Raw genomic sequence first — 13,120 nt, forward strand, 5'->3', positions numbered from 1 at the left:
GGAGAATTTATGCAAAACACCTATTTACCGCCGGGCCTGGCCCCCTTTTCACTGCTCGGCAAGCGTGCCCTGATCACCGGCGCTACGCGGGGGATTGGACAGGCGCTGGCGATCGGGCTGGCGCAGGCCGGTGCGCAAGTGATCGTCGCCGGACGACAACGCGCCGCGCTGCAAGAGGTGGTGCAACAGCTGAATAACTGGGGAGAACACCCAGAAATGCTGCTGTTGGATGTTCAGGACCCGGCGTCGATTGAAACCGCCTTCGCCACGCTGGCGGGCAAACCGCTGGATATCCTGATCAACAACGCCGGTATCGAACGCCTGTGCCCGTCGCTGGAGGTGGATGAAACGTTGTGGGACAGCATCGTCGGCACCAACCTGAAAGGCGCTTTCTTCTGCGCGCAGGCGGCGGCGCGCCTGATGGTCAAACAGGGCAGCGGCAGCATCATCAACCTGTGCTCATTGACCAGCGAAGTCGGCGTGCCGGGGGCTACCGCCTACGGCGCGTCAAAATCAGGGCTGGCGGGCATGACACGTGCGCTGGCCAGCGAATGGGCTACCCACGGGATCCGGGTCAACGGCATCGGACCAGGCTATTTTCAGACCGCGATGACCGAGGTGTTTTACCAGGACAACGGTTGGCGCGAGTCAATGCAGAATAAAATCCCGCTAGGCCGCTTTGGCAAGCTGAGCGACCTTACCGGTGCGGCCATTTTCCTCGCCGGCCCGGCGGCAGCCTACATCACCGGCCAGATCCTGTATGTCGACGGCGGCTATCTGGCCAGTATCTGAATAAACGCAGGCGCGGGGCGATATCCTGACCCCGCCCTCTCCGGCGCCTTGCATCCATCCAGTGATGACGATCACAACGCAAATATGTTAACGTTAACTTTTGTGATTAACATCGCAATCCCTGACGTTGGTGGCTTTATTTGGCCAAAGGTTAACGTTAACAATAAGACTGACATCATCCATCAGGGCATCCCACATGAACCGCGAAACAAAAAAATATTATGTGCTTCTAAGCGGCCTGCTGTTTTTCTTCTTCTTTACCTGGTCGGCCAGCTTTTCACTGATCTCCATCTGGCTAAACCAGAAAATCGGCCTGAAAGGCACCGAAACCGGCCTGATCTTCTCGGCCATGTCGATCATGGCGCTGTGCGTGCAGCCGCTGTACGGGTTTGTTCAGGACAAACTCGGGTTGCGTAAGCATCTGCTGCTGTTCGTCGGCGTGCTGCTGTTGCTCACCGGGCCGTTCTTTATCTATGTTTACGCCCCGCTGCTGCAAACCAATCTGGTGGCCGGCGCACTGGTTGGCGGCCTGTTCGTCAGCCTGGCGTTCAACGCCGGCATTGGCGCGCTGGAATCCTATACCGAGCGCGTCAGCCGCATCGTCGGCTTCGAGTTCGGCCGGGCGCGTATGTGGGGCTCGCTGGGCTGGGCCAGCGCCACCTTCTTTGCCGGCTTTATCTATAACATCAACCCGAACATCAATTTCTGGATTGCCTCGGCCTCGGCGGCGGTATTCCTGCTGTTGCTGTGGCAGGTGCGAGAGCTGAAACCCAACGCCATGGCCGGGCTGGAATACGGCAAACCGGAAAACCTGAAGTTGCAGGACGCCCTGGCCTTGCTGCGCCTGCCGGGGTTCTGGGCGCTGGTGGTGTTCGTGCTCGGCACCAGCATCTACGGCGTCTTCGACCAGCAGTTCCCGGTGTATTTCGCTTCGCAGTTCGCGACCCACGAGGAAGGCAACCGCATGTACGGTTTCCTTAACTCGCTGCAAGTGTTTCTGGAGGCCGGCGGCATGTTCCTGGCGCCGCTGCTGGTCAACCGCATCGGTATCAAGCAAAGCCTGCTGCTGGCCAGCAGCGTGATGGCGTTTCGCATGTTCGGCTCCGGCTTCGCCAACGGCGCGCTGATGATTTCCGCCATGAAACTGCTGCATGCCGTGGAGCTGCCGATTCTGCTGGTAGCCATGTTCAAATACATCACCACCCGCTTTGACAGCCGCCTGTCCTCCACGCTGTACCTGGTGGGCTTCCAGTTTATCAGCCAGATCGTCGCCGGCATTCTGGCGCCGCTGGCCGGTCTCGGCTACGACCGCATCGGCTTTGCCGACACCTATTTGCTGATGGGCTGCGCCGTCGCCGGTACCACGCTGGTTTCCTGCTTCCTGCTGCGCGGCGAGACTCCCGCCCGCGCACCTCAATTTCAATCCACGATAAAATCAAGTGAGCCAATCCAATGAACAATGCCTTAGCTCAAGCCGACCATGCGGTCGAAACCCTGCGCGCACAGCGTCAGGACGATTACTACCCGCAGTTTCATCTGGCGCCTGCCGCCGGCTGGATCAACGATCCCAATGGGCTGGTGTACATTAACGGCGTTTATCATGCGTTCTATCAGCATCACCCCTACGACGAAAACTGGGGGCCGATGCACTGGGGCCATGCCATCAGCCGGGATCTGGCGCACTGGCAGCACCAGCCGATAGCCTTGGCACCCGGCGACGACTACGACAAAGACGGCTGTTTCTCCGGCTGCGCAGTGGACGATAACGGCGTGCTGACGCTGATCTACACCGGCCACGTCTGGCTGGACAAAGTGGGCGATGACGATCAGGTGCGCGAGGTACAGTGCCTGGCCACCAGCGAGGACGGCGTACATTTCGTCAAACATGGGCCGGTGCTGGCGCCGCCGGAAGGCATTCAGCATTTCCGCGATCCCAAGGTCTGGCGCGAGAATGACGGCTGGTGGATGGTGGTCGGCGCCAAACAAAACGGCCTCGGGCAGGCACGGCTTTATCGTTCAAAAGATCTGCGCAGTTGGCAATTTGACCGCGTGCTGGACGGCGCGCAGACGCTGCATCAGGGCTATATGTGGGAGTGCCCGGATTTCTTCCCACTCGGCGAAAAACAGGTGCTGCTGTTCTCGCCGCAGGGGCTGGCGGCGCAGGGTTACCGCCACCGTAACCGCTTCCAGAGCGGCTATTTGCTCGGTCACTGGCAGCCGGGCGCCGATTTCAACGTCACTCAACCGTTCTGCGAGCTGGACGCCGGGCATGATTTCTATGCGCCGCAAACTTTCACCGCCGCCGACGGCCGCCGCCTGCTGTTCGCCTGGATGGACATGTGGGAATCGCCGATGCCGAGCAAGGCGCACGGTTGGGCCGGCGCGCTTACCCTGCCCCGCGAACTGACGCTGAATGCCGAAGGCGATGTGCTGATGAACCCGGCGCGGGAGTTGGCGGCGCTGCGCGGCCTGCCGCAGAGGTTTGCCGCAGCGCAACTGCGCAACCAACGCCAGCTTCTGGCGGAAAACCTGCAAGAGCTGACGCTGTCGTTGGATCTGGCCGCCAGCGATGCCGAACGCTACGGTATCGCCATTGGCGACGCCGCCCGGTTGTACGTGGACAACCAGGCCCACAGACTGGTGTTGGAGCGTTTCAGCGAGGAACCGGGTCTGTGCGGTTGCCGCAGCGTGCCGCTGCCGGCGGGCGACACATTGTCGCTAAGGGTGTTTATCGACCGTTCATCGCTGGAAGTGTTCGTCAATCAGGGCGTTGCCTGCCTGACCAGCCGCATCTACCCGACCGATGGCCGGCGCGGCGTGAGCCTGTTTGCCGAAAGCGGCCAGGCGCAGTTTGAAGCGCTGCAGGGGTGGGAACTGGCGAGCATCTGGGCCTGATTGCCCTCGGCGCCTGACTGGCAGGGCACGCTTGTCGTGCCCTGTTTCGCTCACATCGATTCGCGCAGCAACAGCGGGCAGGCCACCTTCACCGTCTCGCAGTGATCCAACTGGTTAATCAGATGCAACGCCGCCTGACGGCCCAGTTCGTAATGCGGCAGTTGCACCGTGGTCAACGGCGGCAGGAACAGTTGACCGATGCCGACCATGTTGTCATAGCCCAACACCCCCACCTGCTGCGGGATCTGCCAGCCCTGCGCCAACAGCACCTGATACACCATAAACGCCACCCGATCGTTGCCGCACACCACCACATCGCAATCGCGCCGTCCCGGTGCGAAATGCCGTTCCAGCAAGGCCACGCAATCGCGGTAGCGCTCATCGCCGTCGCTCAAATCAAGGTGATATTGCTTGAGTTGGTCTACGTCACCGCCCGCGTCACACCAGGCGCGCTCCAACCCGCGACGGCGCAGCCCGGCTGCCAGCGTATTTTCCGGCAGATGAATGCAAAGCGGCGCCCGGTAGCCTTTGGCGATCAACGCACGTATGGCGTCGTACTGGCCCTGTTCGTCATCCGGAATGTAGCTGGCAACGCGGTTTCCCCGGCTGACGCAGTTGGCCAGCACCAGCTTTTTATCCAGTAACTTGGGCGGCACCGTGACCTGTCGCAGCCCCATGGTGGTGAAAATCACCCCATCCGGCCGGTGCGCCAGCAGCAAATCTATGGTGTGTTCGGCGCTGTCGTCGGCGAACAGGTTGACCACAAAGCTGTTCCAACCGTGTTCGCGCGCGGTCTTTTCGATCGACAGGATCATTTCCACCGAGAACGGCGTGGTGGCAGTGTCCAGCGCCAGCACGCCGAGCGTCTGCACCCGGCTGCTGTCGCCGCGAATGCGCCGGGCAGAGAGATCGGGCACGTAATCCAGTTGGTCAATCGCCAGCTTGACGCGCTGGTAGGTGTCTGGCCGCAGTTTGCCTGGCTCGTTGATGGCACGGGAAACTGTCATCAGCGACACCCCGGCAAGTTTTGCAACGTCTTTCAGCGAGGCCATGCGCCCTTCTCTGTGTAGGATAGAAAACCAAATAATCCCACAACTTAACGCCGGACTCTACCCCTTGCGCACCTGCTGCCAGATCATGCACCTGGTGCATAGCTCGCGCCAACCGGGTTCAGCGACATATTGGCCCTCTCCGACGCTGCAACCACCGTACACCCCACGCGCCGGGAAAGCGATTTTCGCTAAAGCCACCTCGGGTGGCCTTATCCTCGGTCATTCACCGGCCGCAGCAAGTGCGGCCCCAACTCCTGCACGCTGCAACAGCCCAGTTGCGCCAACGTGCGGTCGATTTCTTCGCTGAAAATCCGCAGCGCCTGAGTCGCGCCTGCCTGCCCGGCCAGCGCCACGCCGTACAATAACGGGCGGCCGAGCAACACGGCATTGGCACCCAGCGCCAACGCTTTCACCACGTCGGTGCCGCGCCGAAAGCCGCTGTCGATCAGGATCGTCGCCGTCGGCCCACAGGCAGCACGCACCGCCGGCAACAGGCTGATGGGGGCAACGCTGCCGTCGAGCTGGCGGCCGCCGTGGTTGGACAGCACGATGCCATCCGCCCCGGCATCAAGCGCCTGACGGGCATCCTGAGGATGCAGAATGCCCTTCACCAGCAGCTTGCCCGGCCAGCATTGCCGTACCCAATCCAGCGTTTGCCAGTTCAGCGCGGCGTCCATCTCGCGGGCGAAATAAGCGGCCCCGCTCAGGCCCCGCTGCCGCTCCGCCGGCAAATAGGGTTGCAGATTGCCGAAACCGGGCATACCCGCCGGGCGCAAGGTATGCCACAACCAGCGAGGGTGCAGCGCCACGTCGCACAGGCTGGCGAGGGAGAGTTTCATTGGCCGCCGGTAACTGCGCCGATCGCGCTCGCGGTTGCCGAAATGCACCGCATCCACCGACAGCACCAGAGTGTTGCAGCCCGCGGCCAGAGCGCGTTGCAACAGCCCGGCGGTAACCTGTCGATCGCGCAGCACATACAGCTGGAACCAGTGTTGCCCCTGGCCGTCGGCGGCAATCTCCTCCAACGAGGCGGTCGACACCGTGCTCTGGATATAGGGAATGCCGAACGCCCGGGCGCTGCGCGCCAGCATCAGATCCGCCTGATAGCGCAGCATGCCGTTGTAGCCGGTGGGCGCAATCAGCAGCGGTGCCGCCAGTTCCTGCTGCCAAAGCCGAATGTTGAGCATGCGGCGGCTGGCGTCACGCAGTACCGGCGGTACAAACTGCCATTGGCCGAACGCCACCCGGTTACCGTGCAGCGTGTGTTCGTCTTCCGCGCCGCCCGCCAGGTAACGGTAAGCGAAACGCGGCAGATAACACCGCGCCGCACGCTGTAAATCCGCCACGTTGAGTATCGCCCCGCTCATCAGCGCGCCGCCTCCGCCAGTACCTGTCGCAACGCATAGAGGAAACGCCGGTTATCCGCCGCGCTGCCGATCGAAACCCGGATAAACCGTTGATAACCGGCTTCGCGCCAGGGTTTGACGATGATGCCGTGCGCCAGCAAGGCTTCGGCGATCTGCACGCTCGGGTAGCCGCAATCAAAGAACAGGAAGTTGGCGCTGGAAGGCGCCACCTGCAACCCCAGCGCACGCAACGCCGCCGCCATCGCCGCACGCGCCTCACTGACCCAGGCGACGCTGTCGGCCACATGTTGACGATCGCGCAATGCCGCCAACGCCGCATTTTGCGCCGCCCGGTTAATGTTGAACGGCGTACGCACCCGGTCCAGCAGCGTCACCAACTCGGCATCGCAAGCCAGACCGTAACCGACGCGCAGCCCGGCCAGCCCGTAAGCTTTGGAGCAGGTGCGCAGCACAATCCACGGGCGGTCCTGTAACGGTAATAGCGCCAAGCTGTCCGGGTAATCCGCCTGGTTGGCGCAGTATTCGTAATACGCCTCGTCGATCACCAGCAGGCAGTCTTGCGGCACTGCGGCGATCAATTGCAAAAAGTCATCACGCCCGAGCATGCAGCCGACCGGGTTCGACGGGTTGCTGAATACCACCATCTTGGCCGGCCGTTGCAATGCCAGCCGCCAGGCAGCCAGATCGAACTCCAGCGCCTGATTGACCGCCACCAGCGTCACCTCCGCCCCCATCATGCGCGGGTAGATTTCATGCAACCCAAACGACGGCAGCAGGGTCACCACCCGATCATCCGGATTAATAAACGCCAGACACAGCATTTCCAGAATGTTTTCAGACCCGTTGCCAATCACCACCTGCTGCGGCGCAATGCCGGTCAGCGCGGCGATTTCCGCCCGCAGCGCCTGGCTGTTTGGGTCAGGGTAAATGCCACTATGCTGAGCCAAATCGCTCAGCGCCTGTTGCACCAAAGGGCTGGCGCCAAGCGGGTTTTCGTTGCTCGCCAGACGGGCAATTTCAGTGACACCGTAACGATTGCGCACCGCCTCGCTGGATAATCCGGCGTTATAGGCGCCCAGCGAACTCGCCTGTTGGCGCGCCAGGCGGCGCACCGCCTGTGCTGCGGAAGAAATGGCTTGCATCCTCACCTCGCGGGTTGAGTATCGGTAAAGTCAAAAAGCGCATGCCCCCCTTCCAGATCGGCAGGAAGGACTATGGCCTGGCGGAAGCTCAGTGCAGGCTTTGCAGCGTTTCGCTGCGGATCTCTTCGGTGACCTGCGCCTTGATGGCCATAAACTCCGGCGACGTTTTCAGGGTGTAATCGCGCGGATGCGGGAAGTTGACCGGCACTTCGGTTTTGATCCGCCCCGGCCGCGCGCTGAAAATCGCCACCTTGTTGGCCATGAAAATCGCCTCATCGATGTCGTGCGTGACAAACAGCACCGTCTTGCGCGAGGCCTCCCAGATATTCAGCAACAGCTCTTGCATCATCACCCGCGTCTGGTTATCCAGCGCGCCGAAAGGTTCGTCCATCAGCAGGATTTTCGGATCGTTGGCCAGCGCGCGAGCGATGGCGGTACGCTGCTGCATGCCGCCGGAAAGCTGGCGCGGGAAATGCCGTTCAAAACCGCGCAACCCGACCTTGTTGATGAAATAGTCGCTGCGCTCTTTCTGCTGTGCCGCGCCTATACCGCGTTCCTGCAGGCCAAAACGGATGTTCTGCTCCACCGTGAGCCACGGGAACAGCGTATAGCTCTGGAATACCATGCCGCGATCGGCGCCCGGCCCCTCTACCCGCTGACCATCCAACCACACTTCCCCCTGCGTCGGGCTGTCCAGCCCGGCAATGATGCGTAGCAGCGTCGATTTGCCGCAGCCGGAAGGCCCGAGAATGGTGATGAAATCATTCTCCTGCACCTGGTAATCGACCGGCAGCAGCGCCTGCGTCTGCTCGCCATGCGGCCCGGTAAAGATCCGCGATACCTTTCTGACGTTGAGTTTGTCGGCTTTCATCGCAGAGAACTCCAGATAAACAGGCGCTTGTTAGCCGCCTTGAACAGCAAATCGGACAGCAGACCAATACAGCCGATGACGATAATGCCGAAGATAATCTGCCCGGTGTTCAACAGCGCCTGGCTGTCGACAATCATGTGGCCGATGCCGCTGGAAGAGCCGATCAGTTCGGCGACAATCACGTAGGTCCAGGCCCAGCCGAGCACCAGACGCAGCAGTTCGGCAATCTCCGGGGCCGCACCGGGGATCAGCACCCTTCGCACCACGCTGCGGTTGGAAGCCCCCAGGGTATAGGCCGCCTCCACCAGATCGCGCCGAGCGGCGCCGACGGTCACCGCCACCATCAGCACAATCTGGAAGAACGATCCGATAAAGATCACCAGAATTTTTTGCATTTCGCCGATACCGGCCCACAGGATCAACAGCGGCACAAACGCCGATGCCGGCAAATAGCGGCAAAACGAGACGAAGGGTTCGAGAAACGCCTCCACCAGCTTGTACGAACCCATCATGATGCCGAGCGGCACCGCAATGGCCGCCGCCAGCAAGAAACCACTCAGCACCCGGAATACCGTCATGCCGATATCCAGCGAGAAATCGTACTCGGTGAACAACAGTACGCCTTCGCGCAGCATGGTGAGCGGATCGGCCAGAAACGTCGGCGACACCAGGCCGGTGAAGGTCACCAGCCCCCACAGCGCCACAAACAGCACGAAGAAAGCCAGGCCGAGAAAACCGCGTAGCCTGCCGGTGACCGGCCGCAACGGCACCATCATCGGGTTATGCCAGTGCGGTTTGGCGGGCGGCAGCGCCGCAGGCTCTCGTTCCAGTTCCACCACCGAACTGAGGGGTGAATTCATTTCGGACTCCTTCATGGCTGGTTTACATAGCTGGCGTCATACAGCGTGCCGATGTCCGGCAGTTTGCGGATCACCCGCATTTCCAGCAGCAACGCTGCGGCCTCTTTGCTGAAATCGGCGATTTCGCCATTGAAGAACTTGCGGTTCTGCTCGCGATCCTGCCAACGCAGGTAGCCGGCGGACTGGGCAAACTGCTTGCCGCTGGACTTCACCGCCGCGCCCATGATTTCGTAAGATTTATCCGGTTGCGCCTTGATCATCTCCAGCGCGTCGAAATAGCTCTCCACCAGCGCTTTCGCCGCCTGCGGGTTTTTCTTCAACCAGTCCGGCGTGCAGCCCAGCGTATCCATCACCATCGGGTAATCCAGCGTGGTGGCCAGGATTTTGCCCTGCTTGGGGTTGTCGCGGACCGTCGACAGGTAAGGCTCGTAAGTCATCGCCGCGTCGTTCTGCCCGGCATTGAAAGCCTGCGCCGCCGCCTGCGGTGACAAGGTGGCCAGCTTGACGTCTTTCAGCGTCATGTGGTTTTTGTCGAGGATCCACGCCAGCGCAAAATAGGAGGCGGTGCCGGGCGCATCGACGCCCACCGTCTTACCCTTCAACTGCGCCACGCTGCTGATACCGTTGCGCACCGCCAGCCCATCGGCCCCGTAGGATTTGTCCAACTGCACGATTTGCGTGATCGGCACGCCGTTGGCGTTCCAGGCAACATAGGTTTCCACCGTGGTGGCGGCGCACTGCACCGCACCGGAAGCGATCGCCAAATGGCGGTCTTTTTGCGGGATCATTTTCAGATCGACATCCAGGCCATGTTTTTTGAAAATCCCGGCCTTGTCCGCCAGCGTTAACGGGGCGAAGCCGGTCCAGCCGGAGATGCCAATCGCCACCGGCGTATCGGCCGCCTGCGCCGCCGTTGCCGTCAAACCGCAAAATCCTGTCGCTGCTGCCAGGATCGAAAGTGTTCCCATTGCCGTTTTCACGGAAAAACCCTTGCTCATGCTGTGCTCCTGTCTTGCCGATAAAACGCCCCACCGCGGGCGCCAGAAAGGCTCTGTATAGTCTTGTCTATACAAGCGAAGTGACAGGAGCAAAGACTGTGCCAAACGCGCAAGCAGCGTGGGAGGCGGAGAAACGGGTTTCAGGAAGGCGATACCGGGTGCGGGTGAATCATGATGGCGCAGGCGGCGCACCTAATTGGAGCAAGGGCGCCGCCTGCCGGGTGAGCGGATTAAACCGGGTGAATATCGGCCCACAGGGCCAGGCTCTCTTTCGCCAGCGGCGTCAACTGCCCGCCGTGCTGTTCGGCCGGCCACCAGCCGCCCTGGCGTGCAGCCAGCGTGACGCCACCCGCCAGTGACCAGCTTCCCCGCAGCACATACAGCACACCGGCGTGGGCTGCCGGCAATGCCACGCCGGCGGTAATGCGCTGCACGTTGGCCGCCCAGCGCCCGCGCCGGGTCATGATGTTGAAATCCTGGCTGGCGCCGCCCAGCAGCGTGGCATTCAACGCCACGTCGCCGGAAAAGGCGAACGGCTCGCCAATCTGCGACAGTCGGTGATCGATGTGCCCGGCGCTAAACAAATGCACGCCGTCGCCCTCCAGCAGGGTAATCGAGCGGTCGATGCCGTCAAATGCCGAAAATGGGCCGTCCTGCGCGATGGTGGCGATGCTGGCGCGCCAGTCAAAGTCTTGCGCCCCCGCCGGCCAGCAAGCGATCTCACGGGTTTCGCCGCCGCCGTTGCGCCAGGGCGTCACCGGCAGGGAATCGAAATCAAAACGGGTCAGGCTCATCACGCCTCCTGCTGGAAAGTTTTCAGTACTTGCAGGAATTCCGCGCTGCTTTGCTGTTGCAACGCGTGGCGCCCCTGCTCGATCACCTGACGGCCACCGACGAAAACATCGCGGATTTGCTCTTTGCCGCCGGCGAACAGCCAGCGGTTGAGGATCGAGGCATCGGGCGCTGCGGCCAAATAAGGATCGTCGCCATCCAGTACCAGCCAGTCGGCGCGGTAGCCGCTCTGCAAACGGCCGATTGGCACGCCGCAGGCCTGCGCACCGCCCTGCAATGCCTGCTGGTACAGCACGTCCGCCACCGCCGGTTGTTGTGGCGTGGTCAGGCGGTTACGGCGCTGATCGCGCAGCCGTTGGCCGTATTCGAACCAGCGCAGTTCTTCCACTACGTTGAGCGACACGTGGCTGTCGGAACCTATGCCCCAACGCCCCTGATGGTCCAGATAGGCGTCACCGGGGAAAATGCCATCGCCCAGGTTGGCCTCGGTGGTCAGGCACAGGCCGGCCACCGCCTGGCTACGCGCCAGTTGCTCCAGCTCTGCGCGATCGAGATGGGTGGCGTGCACCAGGCACCAACGCGAGTCCACCGGCATATGCTCATACAGCCAGGCCACAGGGCGTTGACCGCTCCAGGCCAGGCAATCGTTGACCTCTTTTTGCTGCTCGGCGATATGAATATGCACCGGCAAGGCGCTGTCCGACGCCGCCAGGATTTGCTGCATCTGGCTCAGTTCCACCGCACGCAGGGAATGGAAGCACAGGCCTTGATTTTGCAGCGGTTGGTCCGCCACTTGGCGGGCAATCACCTGTTGCTGTTGCAGGTAGCTGTCCGCATCCTGAATAAAACGTTTCTGCCCCGGCTGGGCGGGCTGGGCGCCAAAACCGGCGTAGCTGTACAGCACCGGCAGCAAGGTCATGCCGATCCCGGCCTGTTGCGCCGCCTGGCTGAGCCGGCCGGTCATTTCGCCGCGATCGGCGTAAGGATTGCCGTCGGCGCCATGATGCAGATAGTGGAACTCGGCAACCTGGGTATATCCCCCCTTGAGCATTTCGATATACAGTTGTCGGGCGATAACTTCCACCTGCTCCGGAGTCAGCCGCTGTACCAGGCGATACATCAGATCGCGCCAGGTCCAGAAACTGTCCTGCGGGTTGCCCGCGACCTCTGCCAGCCCGGCCATCGCACGCTGGAAGGCGTGGGAATGCAGGTTCGGCATGCCCGGCACCACATCGCCGTGCAGGCGAATGCAGCCTTCGGGATCTGAATCGGCAATCACCTGAGCCAGGTGACCGTGCGCATCGACGTCCAGACGGACGTTATGCGCCCACCCCTCAGGGAGCAGAGCGCGTGAGGCAAAATAAGCAGGCATGGCAGTATTCCACTGTTAATGTAACGGCTAATAACGCGCGAGAATCACGCATCCGAAAATGCACAGGCCCATCGCATTGCTGTGGCGAACCGGCCCCTAGTTGTATATACATATACATACGCCGACATCAACAGTAAACTGGTGTTATTATTTTTTTATTTGACGGGGTTAACGTCGTGGTGGATCAACAGACCCTGTTACAACTGGCTGCTGCAATGAGCGATACCCCCGCCCCGATCTACCAACGGGTCAAGCAGGCGATCGTAAACCAAATCCGTGCGGGCCACTGGCTGCCGCACCAGCGCGTGCCCTCTGAAAGTGAACTGGTGGCGGAACTGGGCGTCAGCCGCATGACCATCAACCGCGCGCTGCGCGAGCTGACCAGCGAAGGCTTCCTGATCCGCATGCAAGGCGTCGGCACCTTCGTCGCCGAGGCCAAAGCGCATACCGCGCTGCTGGAAGTGCATAACATCGCCGACGAAATCGCCGCCCGCGGCCATCGCCACAGCAGCAAGATCCTGCAGTTGAAGGCGCGCCCGGCCAGTGAAGAAGAAGCGCTCGCGCTGGGTATTCAACCCGGCCAGCAGCTGTTCTATTCGCAGATCGTGCATTACGAAAACGACCTGCCGGTGCAGGTAGAAGACCGCTGCGTCAATCCAGTAGTGGCGCCCGATTACATGAAGCAGGATTTCGACCGCGTGACGCCGTATATCTACCTGACGCAGGCTGCCCCGCTGACCGCCGGCGAGCACATCGTGGAAGCGGTAGTACCGACCCGCCAGGAGCGCGACCTGCTGCAACTGGAAGATCACGAACCGGGTCTGTTGATTCACCGCCGCACCTGGTCCGGCAAAAACGTGGTCACCTCGGCGCGCCTGCTGTATCCCGGCAGCCGCTATCAGCTGTTCGGCCGTTTCACCAGCGACGTTTAATTCCCCCGCGGGTGCAGCCTTTGCACCCGTCCTCCCTCCGCGATCAC

At 61.6% G+C, this 13,120-nt stretch carries 12 protein-coding genes; 4 read left to right on the forward strand and 8 right to left on the reverse strand.

What is annotated here, in order from left to right; all coding sequences use genetic code 11:
* Positions 1 to 9 precede the first annotated feature (9 nt).
* The 3 genes from SPL01S_RS03950 (at position 10) to SPL01S_RS03960 (ending at position 3,687) form a co-directional block, all read left to right on the forward strand.
* A complete protein-coding gene (locus tag SPL01S_RS03950; RefSeq protein WP_037432747.1) occupies positions 10 to 792 on the forward strand; it encodes an SDR family NAD(P)-dependent oxidoreductase in 783 nt (260 codons plus the stop codon).
* Between the two features lie 196 nt (positions 793 to 988).
* A complete protein-coding gene (locus tag SPL01S_RS03955) occupies positions 989 to 2,248 on the forward strand; it encodes an MFS transporter (protein WP_006324864.1) in 1,260 nt (419 codons plus the stop codon).
* A complete protein-coding gene (locus tag SPL01S_RS03960) occupies positions 2,245 to 3,687 on the forward strand; it encodes a glycoside hydrolase family 32 protein (protein WP_063197695.1) in 1,443 nt (480 codons plus the stop codon). The genes SPL01S_RS03955 and SPL01S_RS03960 overlap by 4 nt, the downstream gene beginning before the upstream one ends.
* A 50-nt stretch (positions 3,688 to 3,737) precedes the next feature.
* On the opposite strand, the gene SPL01S_RS03965 is transcribed toward SPL01S_RS03960, so the two are convergent.
* The 8 genes from SPL01S_RS03965 to SPL01S_RS04000 form a co-directional block, all read right to left on the reverse strand.
* Positions 3,738 to 4,739, reverse strand: a complete 1,002-nt coding sequence (locus SPL01S_RS03965) for a LacI family DNA-binding transcriptional regulator (protein ID WP_063197698.1) — start codon at positions 4,737 to 4,739, stop codon at positions 3,738 to 3,740.
* Between the two features lie 209 nt (positions 4,740 to 4,948).
* Complete coding sequence (locus tag SPL01S_RS03970) at positions 4,949 to 6,106, reverse strand: alpha-hydroxy acid oxidase (RefSeq protein ID WP_063197700.1); 1,158 nt, start codon at positions 6,104 to 6,106, stop codon at positions 4,949 to 4,951.
* The gene (hisC, locus tag SPL01S_RS03975; RefSeq protein WP_063197702.1) at positions 6,106 to 7,248 is read right to left on the reverse strand and encodes a histidinol-phosphate transaminase; all 1,143 of its coding nucleotides are present in this window, start codon (positions 7,246 to 7,248) and stop codon (positions 6,106 to 6,108) included. The genes SPL01S_RS03970 and hisC overlap by 1 nt, the downstream gene beginning before the upstream one ends.
* 88 nt (positions 7,249 to 7,336) lie before the next feature.
* A complete protein-coding gene (locus SPL01S_RS03980) occupies positions 7,337 to 8,119 on the reverse strand; it encodes an ABC transporter ATP-binding protein (RefSeq protein WP_062870587.1) in 783 nt (260 codons plus the stop codon).
* Positions 8,116 to 8,979, reverse strand: coding sequence for an ABC transporter permease (locus SPL01S_RS03985; protein WP_063197704.1), 864 nt, complete (start codon positions 8,977 to 8,979; stop codon positions 8,116 to 8,118). The genes SPL01S_RS03980 and SPL01S_RS03985 overlap by 4 nt, the downstream gene beginning before the upstream one ends.
* Before the next feature lie 11 nt (positions 8,980 to 8,990).
* Positions 8,991 to 9,977, reverse strand: coding sequence for an ABC transporter substrate-binding protein (locus SPL01S_RS03990; protein WP_063197706.1), 987 nt, complete (start codon positions 9,975 to 9,977; stop codon positions 8,991 to 8,993).
* A 230-nt stretch (positions 9,978 to 10,207) separates the two neighbouring features.
* Positions 10,208 to 10,771, reverse strand: coding sequence for a HutD/Ves family protein (locus SPL01S_RS03995; RefSeq protein ID WP_063197708.1), 564 nt, complete (start codon positions 10,769 to 10,771; stop codon positions 10,208 to 10,210).
* Positions 10,771 to 12,141: a formimidoylglutamate deiminase gene (locus SPL01S_RS04000; protein WP_062870583.1), complete on the reverse strand. Its 1,371-nt coding sequence runs from the start codon at positions 12,139 to 12,141 to the stop codon at positions 10,771 to 10,773. The genes SPL01S_RS03995 and SPL01S_RS04000 overlap by 1 nt, the downstream gene beginning before the upstream one ends.
* A gap of 215 nt (positions 12,142 to 12,356) precedes the next feature.
* On the opposite strand from SPL01S_RS04000, the gene hutC reads away from it, so the two are divergent.
* Complete coding sequence (gene hutC / locus SPL01S_RS04005) at positions 12,357 to 13,073, forward strand: histidine utilization transcriptional repressor HutC (RefSeq protein WP_208295248.1); 717 nt, start codon at positions 12,357 to 12,359, stop codon at positions 13,071 to 13,073.
* The last annotated feature ends 47 nt before the right edge of the window (positions 13,074 to 13,120 follow it).

Source organism: Serratia plymuthica NBRC 102599 (genome assembly GCF_001590925.1).
GTDB lineage: Bacteria > Pseudomonadota > Gammaproteobacteria > Enterobacterales > Enterobacteriaceae > Serratia > Serratia plymuthica.